Origin of the sequence: Rhodococcus sp. BP-261 (assembly GCF_019835205.1) — a bacterium.
Lineage (GTDB): Bacteria > Actinomycetota > Actinomycetes > Mycobacteriales > Mycobacteriaceae > Rhodococcoides > Rhodococcoides kyotonensis_B.
Genome location: NZ_JABUCO010000004.1, coordinates 173,775 through 194,176 on the forward strand (window position 1 = coordinate 173,775; position 20,402 = coordinate 194,176).

The 20,402-nt window shown below is 63.8% G+C and carries 19 protein-coding genes; 7 read left to right on the forward strand and 12 right to left on the reverse strand.

Translation table 11 applies throughout. The features are described from left to right. The first annotated feature begins 6 nt into the window (after positions 1-6). The gene (locus tag HQ354_RS06555) at positions 7-960 is read left to right on the forward strand and encodes a LysR family transcriptional regulator (protein WP_114330393.1); all 954 of its coding nucleotides are present in this window, start codon (positions 7-9) and stop codon (positions 958-960) included. Position 961: 1 nt separating this feature from the next. Here HQ354_RS06555 and HQ354_RS06560 read toward each other — a convergent pair whose 3' ends face one another. The 8 genes from HQ354_RS06560 to HQ354_RS06595 all read right to left on the reverse strand — a co-directional run bounded on the left by HQ354_RS06560 (position 962) and on the right by HQ354_RS06595 (position 7,765). Then, positions 962-1,756: a DNA-formamidopyrimidine glycosylase family protein gene (locus tag HQ354_RS06560; protein ID WP_222634379.1), complete on the reverse strand. Its 795-nt coding sequence runs from the start codon at positions 1,754-1,756 to the stop codon at positions 962-964. Between the two features lies 1 nt (position 1,757). Further along, the gene (locus tag HQ354_RS06565) at positions 1,758-2,840 is read right to left on the reverse strand and encodes a spore photoproduct lyase family protein (RefSeq protein ID WP_222634378.1); all 1,083 of its coding nucleotides are present in this window, start codon (positions 2,838-2,840) and stop codon (positions 1,758-1,760) included. A 29-nt stretch (positions 2,841-2,869) separates the two neighbouring features. Continuing rightward, positions 2,870-3,226, reverse strand: a complete 357-nt coding sequence (locus tag HQ354_RS06570; protein ID WP_068423582.1) for an STAS domain-containing protein — start codon at positions 3,224-3,226, stop codon at positions 2,870-2,872. A 217-nt stretch (positions 3,227-3,443) separates the two neighbouring features. After that, on the reverse strand, positions 3,444-3,827 hold the full coding sequence (locus tag HQ354_RS06575) for a WhiB family transcriptional regulator (protein ID WP_308115133.1): 384 nt from the start codon (positions 3,825-3,827) through the stop codon (positions 3,444-3,446). Then, entirely contained in the window at positions 3,745-5,070 is a 1,326-nt protein-coding gene (locus tag HQ354_RS06580; RefSeq protein WP_222634376.1) for an MFS transporter, read from the reverse strand. The genes HQ354_RS06575 and HQ354_RS06580 overlap by 83 nt, the downstream gene beginning before the upstream one ends. Further along, a complete protein-coding gene (locus tag HQ354_RS06585) occupies positions 5,067-5,948 on the reverse strand; it encodes a fumarylacetoacetate hydrolase family protein (protein WP_222634375.1) in 882 nt (293 codons plus the stop codon). The genes HQ354_RS06580 and HQ354_RS06585 overlap by 4 nt, the downstream gene beginning before the upstream one ends. A 6-nt stretch (positions 5,949-5,954) precedes the next feature. Then, the gene (locus HQ354_RS06590; RefSeq protein ID WP_222634374.1) at positions 5,955-6,710 is read right to left on the reverse strand and encodes a hypothetical protein; all 756 of its coding nucleotides are present in this window, start codon (positions 6,708-6,710) and stop codon (positions 5,955-5,957) included. Further along, a complete protein-coding gene (locus HQ354_RS06595) occupies positions 6,710-7,765 on the reverse strand; it encodes an NAD(P)-dependent oxidoreductase (RefSeq protein ID WP_206031217.1) in 1,056 nt (351 codons plus the stop codon). Before HQ354_RS06595 ends, HQ354_RS06590 begins: the two co-directional genes overlap by 1 nt. Before the next feature lie 122 nt (positions 7,766-7,887). Here HQ354_RS06595 and HQ354_RS06600 point away from each other — a divergent pair, with 122 nt between their 5' ends. After that, positions 7,888-9,030, forward strand: coding sequence for a CdaR family transcriptional regulator (locus tag HQ354_RS06600; protein WP_068423588.1), 1,143 nt, complete (start codon positions 7,888-7,890; stop codon positions 9,028-9,030). Positions 9,031-9,032: 2 nt separating this feature from the next. Here the strand turns inward: HQ354_RS06600 and HQ354_RS06605 are convergent, their stop codons facing one another. Next, positions 9,033-9,935, reverse strand: a complete 903-nt coding sequence (locus tag HQ354_RS06605; RefSeq protein WP_279387076.1) for a LysR family transcriptional regulator — start codon at positions 9,933-9,935, stop codon at positions 9,033-9,035. A gap of 98 nt (positions 9,936-10,033) precedes the next feature. Here HQ354_RS06605 and HQ354_RS06610 point away from each other — a divergent pair, with 98 nt between their 5' ends. From HQ354_RS06610 to HQ354_RS06630, 5 genes are all read left to right on the forward strand, one after another. After that, positions 10,034-11,527 carry a class I adenylate-forming enzyme family protein gene (locus tag HQ354_RS06610; protein ID WP_222634373.1) on the forward strand — a complete coding sequence of 498 codons (1,494 nt, stop codon included), beginning with the start codon at positions 10,034-10,036 and terminating at the stop codon, positions 11,525-11,527. Positions 11,528-11,537: 10 nt separating this feature from the next. Next, on the forward strand, positions 11,538-12,281 hold the full coding sequence (locus HQ354_RS06615) for an SDR family NAD(P)-dependent oxidoreductase (protein ID WP_222634372.1): 744 nt from the start codon (positions 11,538-11,540) through the stop codon (positions 12,279-12,281). A 65-nt stretch (positions 12,282-12,346) separates the two neighbouring features. Continuing rightward, complete coding sequence (gene gluQRS / locus HQ354_RS06620; RefSeq protein WP_222634371.1) at positions 12,347-13,234, forward strand: tRNA glutamyl-Q(34) synthetase GluQRS; 888 nt, start codon at positions 12,347-12,349, stop codon at positions 13,232-13,234. Positions 13,235-13,272: 38 nt separating this feature from the next. Continuing rightward, positions 13,273-14,022, forward strand: a complete 750-nt coding sequence (locus HQ354_RS06625; RefSeq protein ID WP_206031216.1) for a queuosine precursor transporter — start codon at positions 13,273-13,275, stop codon at positions 14,020-14,022. Positions 14,023-14,120: 98 nt separating this feature from the next. Next, complete coding sequence (locus tag HQ354_RS06630) at positions 14,121-15,344, forward strand: hypothetical protein (protein ID WP_222634370.1); 1,224 nt, start codon at positions 14,121-14,123, stop codon at positions 15,342-15,344. Here HQ354_RS06630 and tgt read toward each other — a convergent pair. The 3 genes from tgt to HQ354_RS06645 are packed head-to-tail and all read right to left on the reverse strand — an operon-like array spanning position 15,341 to position 20,326. Then, entirely contained in the window at positions 15,341-16,594 is a 1,254-nt protein-coding gene (tgt, locus tag HQ354_RS06635; RefSeq protein WP_068423597.1) for a tRNA guanosine(34) transglycosylase Tgt, read from the reverse strand. The genes HQ354_RS06630 and tgt overlap by 4 nt on opposite strands. 55 nt (positions 16,595-16,649) lie before the next feature. After that, positions 16,650-18,599 carry an ABC transporter ATP-binding protein gene (locus tag HQ354_RS06640; RefSeq protein ID WP_068423600.1) on the reverse strand — a complete coding sequence of 650 codons (1,950 nt, stop codon included), beginning with the start codon at positions 18,597-18,599 and terminating at the stop codon, positions 16,650-16,652. Next, positions 18,596-20,326 carry an ABC transporter ATP-binding protein gene (locus HQ354_RS06645; protein ID WP_068423601.1) on the reverse strand — a complete coding sequence of 577 codons (1,731 nt, stop codon included), beginning with the start codon at positions 20,324-20,326 and terminating at the stop codon, positions 18,596-18,598. The genes HQ354_RS06640 and HQ354_RS06645 overlap by 4 nt, the downstream gene beginning before the upstream one ends. Positions 20,327-20,402 lie beyond the last annotated feature (76 nt).

Genomic DNA, 20,402 nt, shown 5'->3' on the forward strand with positions numbered 1-20,402 from the left:
CCCGCAATGACCAAGCGTGCAACTGCGATCTGCAAGAATGCACATGTGCCACTCGGTCATCCCGATCACGGTCGGCTGCCCAGCGCGGACGACCTTCTGATCCTTCTCGCAGTCGGCCGGACCGGCAGATACAACACCGCAGCCGACGATCTGGGCGTCAACCACACCACCATCTCGAGGCGAATCGCCGCGCTGGAGGCGACGCTCGGAGGTCGCGTCCTGACCAAGTCGGGCAGCGGGTGGGAGCTCACCGCACGCGGCAGGGACGCGCTGGCCGCCGCCGAGAACATCGAGGCCGCAGTACGGTCCCTGATCGGACCCGACGACGAAGCGGAAGGCGTCGTCCGAATCTCCGCCACCGACGGGTTCAGCGCTTACGTCATCGCACCTGCAGTCGCGCAGGTGAGGCGTCGGCACCCGGGCATTGCCGTCGAGATCGTTGCGACCACGCGCCGGGCGTCGCAGCAGCGGTCGGGCATGGACGTCGAAATCGTCGTCGGCAAACCGCAGGTGCATCGCGCCGAGGCGATCAAACTCAGCGACTACCACCTCGGCCTGTACGCCTCACGCTCCTACCTGCACGAACACGGAGAACCGACCACTGTCGCCGATCTGCAGGCCCATCCGCTCGTCTACTTCATCGACTCGATGCTGCAGGTCGACGACCTGGACATCGCAGCTGGCTTCGCACCACTGATGCGCGAGTCCGTGACGTCGACCAACGTGTTCGTGCACGTCGAAGCCACCCGCGCCCACGCAGGCATCGGACTGCTGCCGTGCTTCATGGCCGACCGTCACGACGACCTGGTCCGCCTCCTGCCCGACGACGTCTCGATCCGACTCGACTACTGGCTGGTCTCCCGCGCCGAAACGTTGCGACGCCCCGAGGTGGCGCGTCTCGTCGACGCCCTCCGCACGTGCGTCACAGAACAACGGGATGCGCTTCTCGGCAAACGGTGAATCACTCGGGCTGGCACGACGGACACCACCACGTTCGACGACGGGCCGGGTCTCCCGAGACCTCGGCCACCACCTTCACGACGGTTCCGCAGCGCAGGCACGGTTTGCCCGCCCGCCCGGCGACCCAGTGCTGCCGACCGCGACGGGTGTCCCCGGTGGTGACCTGCATGGCTCCCCGAACGGTCGCCGAATGCGTCATCGCGCGATGCAACAGCGCAACCAGTGATGGCGCGTCGACCTCTCCCGCCGGTCGCCACGGCCACAGACCCCTGAGGAAGCACAGTTCGTTGGCCCAGAGATTGCCCGGACCGGCCACGACCCGCTGATCGAGCAGCGCGGAGATGATCGGCGTCCGGTCTTGCGCGGCGATGTTGGTCGCGGCGAGGGTGGCGTCGAAGTCGGGGCGCAACGGATCCGGTCCGAGATGGGCGACGAGCTGGTCCATGTCGCGGGTGGTGCCGTAGTCGACGACCGGCAGTGTCAGACCGTACGCGGTGGGACCGTCACGAACCCCCAGTTCGACGCGTACATCCGGCCGGACCCGGGCGGGCAGGTATCTGCCGGGACGGGTCACGGTCCACGAGCCGGTCATCAACAGGTGTGTGTGCAGCGTCGAGCCGTCGTCGAAGTCGGTCAAGAGGTGCTTGCCGTGGGTCCGATGCCCCAGCACGGTTCGACCTGCCAGGTTCTCGGTCGCATGCTTCGGTACGTTCAGCCGCCCTCTGCCTAACTGCGTGCCGTCGAGCGCCGCGCGCAGTCTGATCGCGAGACGGTAGACGGTGTCGCCTTCGGGCATGTCAGAACGCGTATCGGACGGTGAGCCACGGCGTTTTCCGACCGATGAGGTCGGTCAGCTCGGCAACCGCCCGCGCTTTGACGGCATTGCGATAGCGCACGTTCATGCCGCCGCTCTGCGACCGCTTGGGCTGTTGGATTTCCGGCGTCCACAACACGCGTTCGGCGCGAGGATGCCAGCCGAGGTTGGTCTCGTGCAGGCCTTCGTTGTGGGTCAGCATGATGATCTCGACGGCAGCTTGCCGTTTGAAGGCGTCGCCGGTGGCGTCGTCGAGCAGGCCCAGGAGTTCGCTCCACCGGTCCTGCCATCCATCGGAGATGACGACGGGTGAGAAGTTGAGGTGCACTTCGTAGCCGGCGTCGACGAAGTCGTCTATCGCCGCGAGCCGTTCGTCGATCGACGACGTCCGGATGTCCAGCAACCGGGCCTCGGGTTTGGGCATGAGCGAGAACCGGATTCGTGTACCGCCGCGCGGATTCAGTTCGAGCAGTTCACGGTTGACGTACTTCGTCGCGAACGACGCCTTCGCGCCGTCCCACCCCGCGAAGGCATTGATCAGGTCGGCGACGTTGTCGCTGACGGTGGCGTCGACACTGCAGTCGCTGTTCTCGCCGATGTCGTACACCCAGTCGACCGGATCGCATTGATTGGCTTCGGGTTTGGGGCCCTGCCGCCGAATGTGACGACCGAGGTAGCCGACGATCTGGTCGATGTTGGTGAACACGGTGATGGGATTGGCGTACCCCTTACGCCGGGGAACGTAGCAATACGCGCACGCCATGGCGCATCCGTTCGCCGTGGACGGCCCGATCCAGTCGGCCGATCTGCCGTTCGGCCTGGCCGAGAGCGACTTCTTGACGCCCAGGACCAGATCCTCGGTCTTCACGCGCACCCAGCGGTCGATGTTGCCCTCGTTGCCGTGCAGCTCCGGAATCTGCCAATGCGACGCGACCTCGATGATCTCGGCGTCGGGGAACCGGGCGAGGACTTGCTGACCGCGCAGGTCGGCGATGGCGTCGGGCTCGGCCCAGATGCGTTGGACCTGCAGCAAGGGTGCGTGAGGTCGTGGCGTCTCGGTGGGCATCACTCGTGTCTATCAGGCCCCACCGACAATCAGTGGGTCAGCAGTTCGTCGACGAGGAGATCCTCGGCGTCGAGAGCCTGGAAGATCATCTTCACCGGTCGCGTCGTCGCCATGACCCGCAGGCGGCCGTCAGCACGTGCCGCGGCAGCGATGACGGCGTTGGCCGCACCCGAGTACATGAACGCCACCGCCGACAGATCCACGTCGACGACCACGCCGGGACGTACGAACCGGTCCAGCGTGGCCACCAGCTCGGAACGCGACGACATGTCTAGCTCGCCTGAAGCCCGGACCACCGCGTACTCGGCGGAGTACAACTCGACTTCGATTGTGTACGAGTACTTCTCACGGATGGATTCGATCACCGTGTCCAGATTCGACGACATTCCCGGGCCTTTCGTTGCTCCGACACAGAGAACTCTGTCAGCGCGAGATCTCCGATCGGCCGGCGCATCCATCACGGATAGGACTCCATGAGATCACGGTTCGATAACGTAGCGCGGGCGCCATCGGGGGTTCCTACAACACCCCGCTCGGTTACAACAGGTGCGGGCGTTGTGAACGAGCGGAGCGGTTGCGAAAGTCGAATGTCCCCCGAACCCGTCACCGAGGCTTGAACCGTCTGCGTTCGGCTTCCGAAGTCCCGCCCCATACGCCGTGCCGCTCGGTGGCATCGAATGCGTGAGTCCTGCAGCATGTGGCGACTGGGCACTCTCTGCATATGGACTTTGCCATAGCTTCTCGCCTCAGCCGATCTCCCAGATTTTCGTCGTCCGGTCCGTAGAACAAGTACGCGAACCCCCGGCATCGAGCACGCGCCCACCAGTGCCGTTCCACGACACTCCTTCCGAGACACCGCTGCCGCGGAGAGTCGCTCTCCGCGGCAGTGAACCAGAACCATTCGTCAGTCCGTGGTGGTGATGACCTTCCCGCGTGTCTCCGGCACAAGGAGGCACCCGAGCATTCCGACAATCGCGCCGGCCACACCGAAACCCATTGCCTTGTGGACGTTTCCGCCTGCCAACATGAGGGCGAACAGAGGGAACAGGCCCGAGCCGATACCTCGGGCCACGTAATACGTTGCGCCGGAGCCGAATGCTCGATAGCGGGTGGGATAGAACTCGGAAATCCAGGTTCCGATGACGCCGAATCCTGCGTAGCCGATTGCGGTACCCGCCAATGCAACCGTCGCGGCGGAAACGATCGTGCCAGATCCCGTCGCCGTTTCCGTGTCCGAGCCGACCCACAGAAACAGGCCGAAGCCGACGACGCCGACTGCGCATGACCAGAACGTCGAACCACGACGCCCGATCTTGTCGGAGAGCGCACCGAACGTGATGTACGAAGCGATGCCGAGGATCGTTCCAACGGTGAGCACCAACGTCGCCCAGCCGAGAGACAACCCCGCGTATTCACGTAGATAGGTCGGCCCGAACGTGATGTAACAGTAACTGGCAGCGAAGATTCCGGTCGTCGCGAGCGTCAGGAAGATCCCACCGACGATTGTGCGTCGACGCTCCTGCGGATCCATCGGTTCGCGGTCGGGCTTTTCGACCTCCGAATGGGCCACGACATCACGAGCGGCTCGCCACACTCTCGACTCCGGCAGCATCTTGAATGCAACAAGCCCCACGACGACACTCATGGCGCCGATGATGACGAAACCGATTCGCCAGCCCGATTCCGAACCGAGTGTCGTGATGGTCGAGAACAAAATCGCCTGCGTGATCAACGTTCCGCAGATGAACATGCCCTGCAGGACGCTGCCCATCAGACCGCGGTTCTTGGCCTTCCATGTCTCCGTGAACATTGCGAAGATGACACCGAAGGCACCGCCCATAGCGACGCCGGCGAGAATTCTTGTGACGGTGAACAGTTCGAAGTTCGTCAGGAACGCACCGAGAACTGCGAGGATTCCGTAGATCGATGTGAACGCCACGTACGTCGGGCGTCTGCCCCACCGGTCTGCGATCCAGCCGAACACGAAGCCACCGGCGATCGAGGCGATGCTCTGCATCGTGATCACGCCGACGACGGCCTGGGTCGACACGGAGAACGAATCGGACAGGTCGCGCAGTGGGTAGCTCAACAGGTTGAGCTCCATGCTCTCGATGAGGGCACCGATGATCGCGAACGTCAGCACCACTTTTCGTTCACGCGGCGTGTACGCGTTCTCGGCGTTGAGTTGCTTCGCTCCGACGGCGGTTCGGGCTGCATCGGGCGCGGTCATCGCGCACTCGCATGTTCGACCGGCCGCGCGGCGGGAACACCTGGAGCGGTGAACTTGTTCGTCATCGTTCCGATGCCCGAGATCTCGCTGGTGACGACGTCACCGTCGGCGAGATACCGCTGCGGCGTCCGACCGAGGCCGACGCCTGCCGGTGTACCCGTGAAGATCAGGTCACCGGGAAACAGCGTGACTTTCCTCGAGATGTACTCGATGAGTTGCGCGATCGAGAACACGAGATCCGACGACGTGCCATCCTGCATAAGTTCATCGCCGACCCAGCACTTGAGGGTCAGCGCGTCGGGGTCGTCGAACTCGTCGGGTGTGACGAGGACCGGGCCGATGGGAGCGAAGTTTGCGAACGACTTACCGAAGCTGAATTGAGCTGTGGCGCCATGCAACTGGACGTCCCGGTCGGACACGTCCTGCCCGATCGTGAGGCCGGCAACGTGGTCCCACGCATCGGCGGCAGGAACCTCGACGCAATCCCTGCCGATGACGACCACGAGCTCGACCTCCCAGTCGACACTCGGACCGGACAGTTCGATCTCCGTGTTCGGACCAGCTATGGCCGACGGGAACTTCGTGAACAGCAGCGGCACCGTCGGCAACGGCGACCCGGCTTCACGAGCATGGTCCACGTAGTTGAGCCCGACTCCGAAGATCTGACGGGGCCGCGGATTCACAGGTCCGACCGACGCGTTGCCCGTGGGATTCGTTGACCGTGCGTCGGGCGTTCGACTCCACGCGATGAACTCGTCCCACCGGTCGTAAATTGCCTCGATACGGTGGTCGAAGCGCCCTTCGCTGGCGTCGGCGACATCGACGGCGCCGTTTCCGGTCAGGAGCGTCAGCCGGCCGTCATGATTTGCGATACGCATGTTTCTTCAGTCCTGTTCTGTGCTGACGGAACGGGGGGCGGCCTGTTCGCTGACCAACCGGTATGTCGACCAACGAACTGTTGCGCCGGTTCCCTCCACCGCCGTACGGAGAGTATGCACAGTAGGCGGCTGTACCGACCCGTGCTGGTCGACGATCAGGAATATCGTGCCGGGCGCGTCGTCGGTAAGACCCGGACTACCTGCAGCTCTTCCTTCTGCCGTGTTGTTCTTCGCAGACGCGGCGACCGCGTCTGCCTCGTACACCGCGACGCCTTCCGCAGATCCGTCGACGACGGCCGATGCGGCGATCTCGCAGATGCGACGGCTAAGTGCGGTTCGGTCTCGACCGTCGCACGTGATGCGGCCGAGAAGAACCTGACCGGTCCGTCCGATTCCGTTGCGATAACGCAAATTACCGACGGTACGCTCGTTCTCACGGAAGAGCCCGACTGCCTGCGTGGTGCGAACAGTCGGCGAATCGAGAGCGGCGAGGTACTCCTCGCTGGTCAACACGTCCACCGAGTCGGTCACGTAGATCGAGAAGTATTCGACGAGATCGTTCCCGCGATCGGGGTGTTCGACGAACCGCCGCGCATTCCTGAATCCGGTGACCGACAACCGTTCCGGGAAATGTTCCCGCGAGTACCAATCGTCGAACTCGGGAACGTCGTCGCGATCGACGGCGATGACGTTCATCAGCGCGCCTTCCGCTACGGCAGTATCGACCGTGCCGTCGGCAACGCTCGGCGCGAACGTTGTCATCAGAACTGGCCCTGACGCTGTTGGAACTTGGTGGGCTTGCCGAGGAGAGCCCCGCCCTCGGCGACCCACGCTGCGACCGAGTCGATCATCGTGGACAGTGTCGTGGACGGAAAACCGAACTCGGACTGTATCGACGAACCGTCCATGACGTAGGACGTCCCGGTCTCGGAGCCGGTGAAACGTGGTTCCTTGCCGAGGATTTCACCGAACCTGTGCGCGAGCCAACGAATCGAGACGATCTCGGGCCCGGTGATATTGAGTCGACGCGGCGGCGAACTCGCCAACGTGAGCGAGCGGATGGCGTAGTCCGCGACGTCTCGCTGCCAGATGACGCTCGCGTGACCCATCTCCAGTGGAATCTCGGTCCCGTCCTTGACCGCCTGCGCGATCTCCTGCAGGACGCCGTACCGCGTCTCGATCGAATAGCCCAGCCGGAAGATCAGCAATGGCGTACCGAATTTCAGTGAGTGATGCTCGAATACGCGTTCGCGACCGACGCACGAGGCGGCGTACTCACCGATGGGCCCGACCGGGTCCGATTCACGGGAGCCACCGGTGGCGACGTCGGCAAGCGGATAGGCGACGAGCGTCGAGAATGCGACGATTCGACTGTCGCGGTAGCGGTTTGCGACACGCCCTGGCAGGTACGAATTCATGGCCCACGTGAACGACTCGTTGCCGGTGGTGCCGAACTTGTTGCCTGCCATGAAGATGACATTCGACGCGTCCGGCAGCGCCGACAGCTGGTCGTCGTCCGTCAAATCTGCGGCGACGCACTCGACTCCGTTGTTCTCGAGGAATTCGCGACTGTGCGGATCGCTGAAGCGTGCTACGCCGTAGATTCGCTTGTCTATTCCTGCAGCCTCCGCGGCACGCTTGGCCATGACGGCGACACTGGGTCCGACTTTGCCTCCCACCCCCAAGACGACGATGTCGCCGTCGATCGATGGCATCGCCTCGATCAGCCCCCGGGTCGGTTCGGCAAGTGCGTTCTCGATCGCATCGACGCCGTCGTACGACGCAGTCTGCTGGGGCGTGTCCTGCACGATGCTCACATCATGTCCTCTCGTTGTGACCTACGCCATACATCGTGATACACATTCGAGCGATGCAAAACCAGGCCATTCCCTAGCGATGCCAGCAAAATACTGTGTGATTCCCACAGTATGCTGTACGAATGGCCACCACGGAACGATCTGTCGACGACCTGGTCGACGAGGCCGTCCAGCTCATCTGGAACACCTATCGCGGCTACACGAGCAACGTGTTCGATCGGGTCGAGCTCGACCACTTCGTTCGAATGAATGTCGTCGTGGTCCTCGACTGCGTGCGACGACGTACGCCTCTGCGCCCGGACGAATTGGTGCACGCGCGTGAGTTGGGCGAGCAACGCGCACACCAAGGAGTGCCGCTGGAGTCGGTCATCCAGGCGTTCCGGTCCACAGAACGCGTCATGTTGCTGCACGTGCTGCGCACGCACCGGGACGGCTCGAGCGACACTCCTACGGAACTCGCGCTGTCATGTTTCGATGCTCTTACGAACGCGATGATCGACGCGTATCGCGAGGCGTCGTCGGCCATCGATGCCGTCAGTCGACGCGCAGAAACAGAATTGGCGACTGCTCTGACCAACGGGTGGGAGCTCGATCCCGCGGAGGCGGAACGCTGGACAGGCGTGCTGGGTGTCGATCAGGGTAGAGCACACACCTGCGTGGTGTTCACACTGTCGAAGCATTCCGAACCCCTTCTCGCGCAACGATTTCGGCGTCGTATGGTAACGAAACTGAGTGCTGCCCGAATCGAGCCCGTCCTCTGCTGGGAAGGCGACGGAAGTTTGATCGCTTTCGCTCCCGTCGACTCCGATTCGACATCCCGGTTCGACGCGTGCCTGACGACACTGCTCAACGACCCGAGCGGCGACTGCACCGGAATCTTCGTAGGGGATACGGCGCCCACGCTACGGGCCGGCCATCGCTCCTATCTTCAGGCGCGCGCCGTGCAGGACGTGGCATCACGGAAGCAAATGACCGGAAAGATGTTGCTTTACAACGATGTTCTGCTGGACGTATTGCTCGGCCATGACGTCCCGGCACGGGAGCGATTCGTCGCCGACAGACTCGGACCGATCGAGGACGCGACTCACCTGCTCGAGACGATAGCCGCACTGGCGAACTGCAACATGTCGCAGGCGAGAGCAGCCAAGCAGATGTACGTGCACGTCAACACCGTTGCGCTGCGCGCCAGAAAGATCCACGAATTGACCGGCCGCAATCCGCTCGTCTTCACCGATCTCGTCGAACTGTACCTCGCGACACGGTGAAACTACCCCACACTCCCCGTCGACGGATCGGTCATTTCCTCGGTCTTGGAACGCAATTCGTCGATGAGAGCCTTGACCGCAGGGCGACGCGTGGCGTCGGGGCGCGTGACGAGCCAGTAGTCGAGCGGTACTCCGACTTCGTCGGGCAGGAGTCGAATCAAGTCGTCGTGCTGCTGGGCCATGAATGTCGGTAGGAGGCCGAGCCCCGCTCCCGCTTTCGTGGCCTGGACGTGCGCGAAGACGTTGGTGGACGTCACCGCGTCGCGCATCTCGGGAACGTAGCGCCGGCCCACGTCGAGTTCGTCGACCTGCAGCATCGACGGGATGAAGTAGACGAGGCCGTGCCGGGTCACTTCGTCGAGAGTGCGCGGCGTGCCCATGCGCTGGAGGTAGTCGACGGATCCGTACAGGCCGAGCGTGTACGCACCCAGCCGCGAGGCGTCGGCACGCAGGACCTTGGGTTCGCCGACGACGATCTCGATGTCCAGGCCGGACCGTTGCAGCGCAGCCCTTCTCGTCGCCGAGACGATCTCGACGGTCAACTCCGGATGCTTCACGCGTAGACGCGCCGCCGACGGCGCCGCGATGTAAGCGGTGAACGCGTCGGTCGCGGACATCCGCACGACGTCGCGAAGCACCGGCTCCGCGCCGGGTTCCTTCTGCAACTCGGCGAGCACGGCGTGCAACTTCTCGGCCGCCGCCAGCGCGCGGTGCCCCAACGCGGTCAGCTCCCAGCCGTCGGTCGCTCGAACCAGCACACGGCCGCCGAGCGAGACCTCGACCGCCTTGATGCGTCGGGAAATGGTGGTGTGGTTGAGCCCCAGCGTCTCGGCCGCACGCGTGAACCTGCCCGTGCGAGCCACTTCCATCAGCACCAACAGGTCGTCTGCACTGGTCGTCGACACACTGCATATTTTCGCACACCAATTCTGCCCAACTGGTCATTGCGTGTCTGTTCACGCAGATCCAAGCTGGTGAGCACCACCGAACGAGGAGACAAGGAATGCGTACCTTCACCGAGGTCTGGAACGCCGCCGTGCGTGACCACCCCGACAACACGTTCCTCGTCTTCCGCGGCGACGACGGCAGGGTGACGGAGTGGAACTACCGCGACTTCGACGCCATCGTCGCCCGCGTGGCCGGGACCCTGGTCGAGTCCGGAGTCGAGCCGGGTTCGACGATTCATCTTGCACTGAGGAATTCCCCCGCCTTCATAGCCCTGTGGTTGGCAGCGGCTCGAATCGACGCGACGATGGTCCCCGTCGATCCGGCATCGGCTGCGCGGGACATCGCGAACCAGGTATCGCGTGTGCGCCCCGTCGTCGGCGTCTGCGCCACAACACGTTCCGACGTCTATCGCGCCGGTGCGGACGAGTCGATTCCTGTCGTCTTCGACCTCACCGAGGACGCGACCGACGTCTCCGACGGCTCGCCGTTGCTCGGTGATGCCGTTCCTTCGGCCTCCCCGACTCCGGACCGGACGCTTGCCATCATGTTCACCTCCGGCACCACCTCGACGCCGAAAGGCGTTGTGTTGACGCAAGCCTGCTACGCGAACGTCGCACAGCGCATGGCCGAGGCGTCGACACTCCAGGCCGGGCACCGCTGGTACGTGACGCTTCCGCTGTTCCACGCGAACGCCCAGTACTACTGCTTCGCACCCGCGATTCACGTCGGCGCGAGCGTGGCTCTGACGCAGTCGTTCTCGGCATCGAAATGGGTCGATGTCGCCGCGGAACTGAACGTCACGCATGCCAGCCTCTTCGCTGCGCCGATCCGAATGATTCTGGCGCGCAACGACTCGCACCGGACTCTGGGCCTGACGCATGTCTGGTTCGCACAGAGCCTCGGGGCCGAGCACTACGACGACTTCGCAACCCTGGTCGGAACGCGTCCCCGTCAGCTCTACGGAATGACGGAGACCGTCGCGATAGTCTGCTGCGACAGCGCCGAGAAACCGACACACGACGTCATCGGCCTGCCGATCCCCGGCCGGGAGGTGAGGATCGACGCAGAAGACGGTCAGCCCGGGCAACTGTCGGTCCGAGGCACGCCCGGCGTCGACTTGTTCGCGGGCTACCTCGACGACGAGGCGACGACGAACAAGTCCTTCGGCACCGAAGGCGACGAAACATGGTTCGCGACGGGTGATCTCGTCCGGTCGGACAACGGAGTTCTCCGCTTCGTCGGACGGGTCGACGACGTCATCAAGGTGGCGGGCGAGAACGTCAGCCTCACCGAGGTCGAAGCAGCCGTCGCGCAAGCACCGGGCGTACTCGAGGCCGCCGTCGTCGCGAAGGACGATCCGATCAGGGACAAGGTTCCGGTGGCCTACGTCGTCCCGAAGGATGCCGCGCACGCTCCGGAACTGTGCGACCTCGATCAGTGGGCCACGAAGAACCTTGCACCGGCGGCACGTCCCCGTGCGTGGCACATCATCGCCGAGCTTCCCAGAACGAGTGTCGGCAAAGTTCGACGCTTCCGCATCGCAGAGTAGAGGACCCGTCGTGACCACACCTGTAGCAATCGTCACCGGTGCAGCCCAGGGTATCGGCCGCAGCATCGCCACCCGCCTGATCTCAGACGGTTATTCCGTTGTGCTGCTCGACATTTCGGACGCAGTCGGCGACACCGCCCGCGACATCGCGGCCGCGGGAGCGAAGATCGTCGACGTGCGCGACGTCGAAGGATTGCAGAAATCCATACGCGGCGTCGGCGACGACTTCGGTCGGCTGGACGTTCTCGTCAATTGCGCCGGCACGTGCGGGCGCGAGTCGTTCGAGAACCTGTCCGTCGACACGTGGCACCGCGACATCGACACCAACCTGACCGCAACGGCCTTTGCGTGCCAGGCAGCGGTGTTCCCCCACATGAAGACTGCGGGGTACGGCCGTCTCGTGAACATCGCGTCGGTGTCGGGCAAGGTGGGCGGCGTCGGGCCGGTGGATGCAGACGGCTCCGGCGGCCGGTCGGGTGCCGCATACGCGTCGGCGAAGGCGGGGACGATCAACCTGAGCAGGTGGATCGCCCGTCAGGTCGGGTCGTGGGGCATCACGTGCAACGTCGTCGCGCCCGGACCGATCGCGTCACCGATGGCCGCGGGCGCCGAGTACGGGGTCGAGAACATTCCGATTCCGCGGATGGGTCGGCCGGAGGAGGTTGCGGCAGCGGTGTCGTACCTCGTCTCCGAGGGCTCCGATTACGTCACCGGAGTGACGATGCACGTCGACGGCGGCATGGTCCCTGCCTGAGGGTGGGCAGATCACGCTCCCGCGGTAGCAAGACTGGTACACCATGCCCATCTAGAGTGGAGAAAATGAGCACAGGAGCCGGCCGATTCGCACCGAGCCCGTCGGGCGACCTGCATCTCGGCAACCTGCGCACCGCACTGCTCGCCTGGCTGTTCGCGCGATCCACCGACCGCGATTTCTTGATGCGCATCGAGGACCTGGACCGTGTGCGCGAGGGCGCCGAAGCCCGGCAGCTCGCTGACCTGCAGGCCATCGGCCTCGACTGGGACGGTCCCCTCACCAGGCAGTCCGAGCGCACGGCCCTCTACGACGACGCCATCGCCCGGCTCACCGCAGCCGGGATGACCTACGAGTGTTTCTGCACGCGTCGGGAAATTCTCGAGGCTGCATCCGCCCCGCACGCACCCGATGGCGCCTACCCCGGCACCTGCCGCACCCTGACGGCGGAGGAGAGGGCGTCGAAGACTCGTCCGCCTGCGTTGCGACTGCGCGCCGACGTGACCGATTTCTCGATCGACGACGTCGTGCTCGGGCGGTTCCACGGCCAGGTCGACGATTTCGTGCTGCGCCGCGTCGACGGCGTGGCCGCGTACAACCTGGCGGTCGTCGTCGACGACGGGGAGCAGGGAATCGACCAGGTGGTTCGCGGTGACGACCTGTTGACGTCGTCGCCACGTCAGGCGTATCTCGCGACGCTGCTCGAATTGCCAACGCCCACATACGCACATGTGCCACTCGCGCTGAATGCGCAGGGCAAGAGGCTCGCCAAACGCGACGGTGCCGTGACACTCGAGGACCAGGCTGCGATGGGGCTCGGGCCGTTCGATGTGCTCGCGCTGTTGGCTCAGTCGTTGGAGCTCGCGGAGCCGGGTGAGGCCGTCACCGTCGCGGACCTGCTGGCGCGCTGGGACCCGTCCAAGCTTCCCACGACGCCGTGGATATTCGAGACATAGAGGACAACGATTCGGACCTGGGGATTTCCCGTGTTTGGATGAAGCACGTGACAGCTCAGAATTCCGAAGACAGACCCGACGCCGTAGCGCAGTTCGCGCACGTCAGCCGTGGTTACTATCCGACAATCGTGGCCCTCTTCGCGGCAACCCTGATCATCTCGAATGTGACGGCGAGCAAGGGCGTCGCCTTCTTCGGTGGGAGCGATTTCTTCATCGGCCCGTTCCAGGTCCTGCCGATCAACACCGACGGCGCATTCTTCCTGTTTCCGCTCGCCTACATTCTCGGCGACGTGCTCAGCGAGGTGTACGGCTTCAAGGCCACCAGGCGCGCCATCTACCTCGGCTTCGGTTCCATCTTCCTGGCGGCCCTGTGCTTCTGGATCGCGATCGAACTGCCTGCAGCGAGCTTCTACGAGAACCAGGAGGCGCTCGAGTCCGTCGTCGGTGTCGTGCCACGCCTGGTACTCGCAGGTCTGGCCGGCTACTTCGTCGGACAGATGTTGAACTCGCTCGTCCTCGTCGCCATCAAGGAGCGCACGAAGGAGAAGCACCTGTGGGCGCGTCTGATCGGCTCGACGATCGTCGGTGAATTCTTCGACACCCTGATCTTCTGCTCGATCGCCGCGGGCGTCATCGGTATCTCGACGTGGGAGGACTTCATCAACTACGTGATCGTCGGCTTCGTCTGGAAGACGCTCGTCGAGGTGCTCGTCATGCCCATCACCTACCGCGTCATCGCGTTCATCAAGAAGCGCGAGCCCACCTACCAGGAACCCGTTTCGGTCTAGATCTCTCGCGACGAAGCTCCGGCCCGATGGTCGGGGCTTTTTCGTGTCACCGCCATGTCGTGACCGCCTCCGGGATCGGTGCGACGTAGGTTTTCCCCATGGTGACTGCTCAGGACAGCCGAACTCCGGTCGCGACCGAACGCGTGGTGGCTACGGTGATCGCGGTCTGTGCTGCGCTGGCGTTCGTTCTCCGGGGAGTACCGCGGATCCGAGATGCCGCTCTCTTCGCCGAGGACGGACAGATCTTCCTGGCCGACGCGCACAACGACGGACTCGGCGCCGTCGTCGCGCCGTACGCCGGCTACCTGCATGTCGTCCCCAGGATCGTCGCGGCGGTGTTCGGGCCACTCGACGTGACCGCCGCGCCCACCGCGTACGTCTGGGCGGCCATCGTGGTGCATCTGATGATGCTGTTGCCTGCGTTGTCAGCTCGGCTCGAGTGGCTCCTACCGTCGCCGATTCTGCGTGCAGGACTGTTCGCATCGCTGGCGTTGATGCCGCCGCTCTGGGAGCCGTACGGCAACATCGCCAACCTGATCTTCGTCGCGGGTATCTCGCTGTTGCTGCTGACCCTCTCCGCTGATCCCCGGAGTCGCTGGCGTCGCGTCGCCGAGTGCGTGGCCGTCGGGGTGATCGGGCTCAGCGGTCCCCTGATCGTTCTGTTCACACCGTTCTTCGTCTGGCGCTGGTGGAGAAACGGTCGAACCACGGCGTCGGCGGGTGTCGTGGCCGTCGCGGTCGTCGCCGCCGCGGTCCAGCTGTCGGTCTATCTCACGTCGAGCCGTTCGACGCCGGGCGGCGGAACTCTGGTTCTGCTGGTCAAGGCAGCAGGTGAAAAAGTCGGTGGGGGTTGGATCGCCGGCGACGCGAACGTGTTCGTGGGAACGCCGCACCCGTGGCTGACGGTGGCCGCGTATCTCTGGCTCGGCACTGTCGCGGTGCTGTCGATCGTGTGCATTCCGCGGACGGCCGTCGTCCTGTGGGTTCTGTTCGGCGTCCTGCTCTATTCGGCGGTGAACGCGTACGGGCCGTCTCTGGTCGGCTCGGCGACCGCATTCCAACGCCACGTCCTCGTCCCGACGGCCATCTGCATCACGCTGCTGTGGGCAGTACTCGGATCGCGCGGTCACCTGTTCGCGAAAGTCGTCGCGACGATCTGTCTGGTCGCAGGCGCAGTCGGCGTCGTGCACGATTTCACTCCCGCGCCCTACCCGCTGAGGCCGGACCTGTCGTCGGTGCAGGAGTGCCTCGACGCAGGCACACAGGTGTGCCACCAGGACATCTTCGACGACGGCTGGTCGATCGACCTCGACCCGGCCTAGTAGAAGCGGCCCAGAAATTCTTTCTTGAACTCCTCGAACCGACCCTGCTCGATCGATGCACGGATGTCGTCGACGAGTTTCACGGTGAATCGCTCGTTGTGGATGGTGCACAACGTCGACGCCAGCATCTCCTTCGCCTTGAAGAGGTGATGGATGTACGCCTTGGTGTAGTGGGCGCACGTGTAGCAATCGCAGTTCTCGTCGATCGGCGTGAAGTCACGCTTGAAGCGTGCGGTGTTGATGTTGAACCGTCCTGTCGGAACATAGATCGCCGCATTCCGAGCCACGCGTGAGGGATTGACGCAATCGAAGGTGTCGGCGCCGTTCTCGATGGCGGTGAAGAAGTCGTCGGGCTCGCTGATTCCGAGCATGTGACGCGGCTTGTGCTCGGGCAGTTCCTCGTTCACCCACCGAGTGATGGTGCCGAGGTTCTGCTTCTCGAGCGCGCCGCCGATGCCGTAGCCGTCGAATCCGCGTCCCGTCTCGCCCTCGATGGTCTCGAGCCCGCTGGCCGCCTTGCGTCGAAGATCCTCGTACTGCGCGCCCTGCACGACACCGAACAGAGCTTGATAAGGCTTCCCGACGCGTTCTGCCGTCAACCGTTCATGTTCGGCGACACACCTTTTCGCCCATTCGTGCGTGCGGTCCACCGACAGTTCCTGGTATCCACGGGTATTCATCAACGTGGTCAGTTCGTCGAAGGCGAACATGATGTCGGCACCCAGCTGATGCTGGATCTGCATCGACACCTCGGGAGTGAACCGGTGCCGGGACCCGTCGAGATGCGATTTGAAGGTGACGCCGTCGTCGTCGACATGCGCGAGACGTTCCTTGCCCTCGGCGATGACGTCGTCGGATTCGACGCGACTCGCATCCATCGAGATGACCTTCTTGAATCCGACGCCGAGCGACATGACCTGGAATCCGCCGCTGTCGGTGAACGTCGGGCCGTCCCAGTTCATGAACTTGCCGAGACCACCTGCTTCGTCGACGATGTCCGGGCCCGGCTGCAGATACAGGTGATACGCGTTGGCGAGTACGGCCTGCGCGCCGAGTTCCTTCATCGCCTCCGGCAGCACAGCTTTGACCGTCGCCTTGGTTCCGACGGCGATGAACGCGGGCGTCGCGATGTCACCGTGCGGCGTGTGGATGGTGCCCGTCCGGCCCAGACGATCCTCGATCCGGGTGCCGATGCTGAAGAAGGGGTCGTTCGGAGCGCTCACCGGCACAACCTTAGGCGCTACGCGCATGTGAGCAGAAATGTGTAGCGGGCTACACATTTCTGCTCACGTGCGGCGAAGCCGCCTAACTGAACTGCGACGCATACAACCGGTGGTACGCACCGCCTGCCGAGACGAGCGAATCGTGATCGCCCTGCTCGACGATGTGACCGTCCTCCATGACGACGATGAGGTCTGCATCGCGGATGGTCGAGAGTCGGTGAGCGATGACGAAACTCGTGCGGTCGTTGCGCAGCGCCGCGGTGGCCTGCTGCACGAGCAGCTCGGTGCGGGTGTCGACGGAACTGGTGGCCTCGTCGAGAATCAGGATCATCGGCTTCGCGAGGAACGCCCGCGCGATCGTGATGAGCTGCTTCTCACCGGCGCTGACGTTGTTGCCTTCTTCGTCGATGATCGTGTCGTACCCGTCGGGCAGCGAATGCACGAACTTGTCGACGTAGCTGACGCGGGCGGCCTCGAGAATTTCTTCCTCGGTGGCATCCGGATCGCCGTACGCGATGTTGTCCCGAATGGTGCCGCCGAACAGCCAGGTGTCCTGCAGCACCATGCCCGTGCGTTCGCGTAGTTCGTCGCGCGACATGTCTCGAGTATCGACGTGGTCGATGGTGATGCGTCCTGAGTCGATGTCGTAGAACCGCATGATCAGGTTCACGAGCGTCGTCTTGCCTGCGCCGGTGGGTCCGACGATCGCGACGAGATGGCCCGGCTGGGCCACCAGCGACAGGTTCTCGATGAGCGGCTGATCCTCGCGGTAGCGGAACGAGACGTTCTCGAACTCGACGCGTCCGCAGTTGGCGACGGGCACGATAGTCTTGGCCGGATCCGGCTCCTCGTCGTCGGCATCGAGCAGGTCGAATATCCGCTCGGCCGACGCGACGCCGGACTGCACGAGGTTCACCATCGACCCGATCTGCGTCAGCGGCTGAGTGAACTGACGCGAATACTGGATGAACGCCTGCACCTCACCGAGACTCAGCGTGCCCGACGCCACCCGCAGGCCACCGACGACGGCGATGATCACGTAGTTGACGTTCCCGAGAAACATGATGGTCGGCATGATCATTCCGGAGATGAACTGCGCCCGGAAGCTCGACTCGAAGAGGCTGTCGTTTCGTTCGCCGAACTCGCGCTCGACCTCGGCCTGACGTCCGAATGCCTTGACGATCTCGTGCCCGGTGTAGGTCTCCTCGATCTGCCCGTTGAGCCGTCCGGTGTGCTTCCACTGGTTGATGAAGTGTGGCTGCGACCTCTTGGCGATCATGGCGGTGACGACCAGCGACGCCGGAACCGTCAGTACCGCAACCAGAGCGAGCAGCGGCGAGATCCAGATCATCATGCCGAGAATTCCGAACACCGTCAGAACGCCGGTGACGAGCTGACTCAACGTCTGCTGAAGACTCGTCGAGACATTGTCGACGTCGTTGGTGACGCGGCTCAGCAACTCACCACGGGTACGCGAGTCGAAGTAGGACAACGGAAGTCGATGCACCTTGCGTTCGATCTCACCGCGAAGGCGTCGAATGGTCCTCTGCAGCGCGATGTTCAGAATGTACGCCTGCGCCCAGGCGAGCAGCGACGACAGCACATACAACCCGAGGACGAGCAACAGAACGTTTCCGACGGCCGAGAAGTCGATTCCGACGCCGGGGGTGACGTCCATTCCGGCGACCATGTCGGCGAAGGTGTTCTGACCGTCGGCGCGAAGACTGTCGACGGCTTGTTCTTTCGAAACACCCGGCGGCAGTTGATTCCCGACGACGCCGTTGAAGATCAAGTTCGTCGCATGGCCGAGGATGCTCGGTGCCGCGACCGAGAGAACCACGCTCGCGATGGCGAACAGCAACACGGCGACGAGTCGAACACGTTCGGGTGCGAGCTTCTTCAACAGCCGGACGAACGACGCCTTGAAGTGAAGCGCCCTGGTGCCGGGCGCGTTCCCCGCAGGTCTGCCCGCAGGGGCGGGGGCGGCCGGCGCGGCGGGAGCTTCCGACGGCTTGGTAGCGGGCTTGGTCATGACGCCGCCACCGCGTGCTGGGAGTCGACGATCTCGGCGTACGTCGGGCACGTCGCGAGCAGATGTTCGTGCGTCCCGAGTCCGACGGGTTTGCCGTCGTCGAGAACGAGAATCTGATCGGCGTCGACGATGGTCGAGACACGTTGGGCGACAACGATCATGCAGGCGTCGGCGATGACGGGTTTCAACGCCGCGCGAAGCTTCGAGTCGGTGGTCAGGTCGAGCGCGGAGAACGAGTCGTCGAACAGATAGATGCTGGGGCGCCGCACGAGAGCCCTGGCGATGGCCAGACGCTGGCGTTGACCACCGGACACTGTCGTACCTCCCTGCGAGACGGCCGTTTCCAGGCCTTCCGGCATCTTGCGGACGAAGTCGGCGGCCTGAGCGATCTCCAGCGCCTCCCACAGTTCGTCGTCGGTGGCGTCGGGTTTTCCGTAGCGCAGATTCGACGCGATGGTTCCGGAGAACAGATACGGTTTCTGCGGGATGAGCCCGATGTGGCTGCGCAGTTCGTCGACGTCCAGGTCTCGAATGTCGGTGCCCCCGACCAGGACCTGGCCCGCGGTGACGTCGATCAGACGCGGAATCAGATTGATCAGTGTCGACTTGCCCGATCCGGTGCCGCCGATGACGGCGGTCACCTTGCCCGGCTCGGCAACGAAGTCGACGCCGCACAGGACCGGGAATTCGGCGCCGGGGAAAGAGAACTCGGCATGCCGGAGTTCGACGAGGCCCGGCGTCGTCACGAACGGCTTGGGTGACGACGGCAGCACCACAGACGACTCGGTGGACAGCACCTCGCTGATACGGTCAGCGCACACCGACGCGCGCGGAACCATCATCGCGATGAACGACGCCATCATGACCGACATCAGAATCAGCATGATGTAGCTGAGAAGTGCGGTGAGCGAACCGATTTCCATCGTGCCGTTGTTTATCGCGTGGCCACCGAACCAGATCACGGCGACGCTGGTGACGTTGCTGATGAGCATGACCGTCGGGAACATCAACGCCATCAGGCGTCCGACCCGCAGAGCCGCCTGCGTCAGATCGTCGTTGGCAACTCCGAAGCGGTCGATCTCGAAGCGTTCGCGTACGAATGCACGGACGACGCGGATGCCGGTGATCTGTTCGCGCAGAACGCGGTTGACGGCGTCGATGCGCACCTGCATCGCACGGAAACCCGGCACCATGCGGACGATGATGAGACCCATGGAGAGTGCGAGGCCGGGGACTGCGACGAGCAGGACCCAGGACAGGCCCAGGTCTTCACGCAACGCCATCACGACGCCGCCGACACACATGATCGGGGCCATGACGACGATGGTGAATCCCATGACGATCAGCAGCTGCACCTGCTGCACGTCGTTGGTGTTCCGAGTGATCAGCGACGGCGCACCGAACTGGCCGACCTCGCGAGCCGAGAAGGTTCCGACGCGATGCAGAATCGCCTTGCGCAGATCGCGTCCGGCGCCCATCGCAGATTTCGCGCCGATCAGGACGGCGGAGACCGAGCAGACGATCTGCACGAGCGACACCACGAGCATCCATCCACCGGTGGAGAGGATGTAGTTGGTGTCGCCGCGCGTCACACCGTTGTCGATGATGTCGGCGTTGAGGCTCGGCAGATACAGCGCGGCCGCCGTGGCCACGAACTGCAGAGCGATCAATGCTGCGATCGCCCGCTTGTACGGAGCCAGATACGTCTTGAGCAGGGGGATCAGCATGATGGCCGAAGATTACTCGTACACATGTCAAACAGTCTCCACGTTTTCGCGGGTGAACGAGAATCTCCGGCCGTCT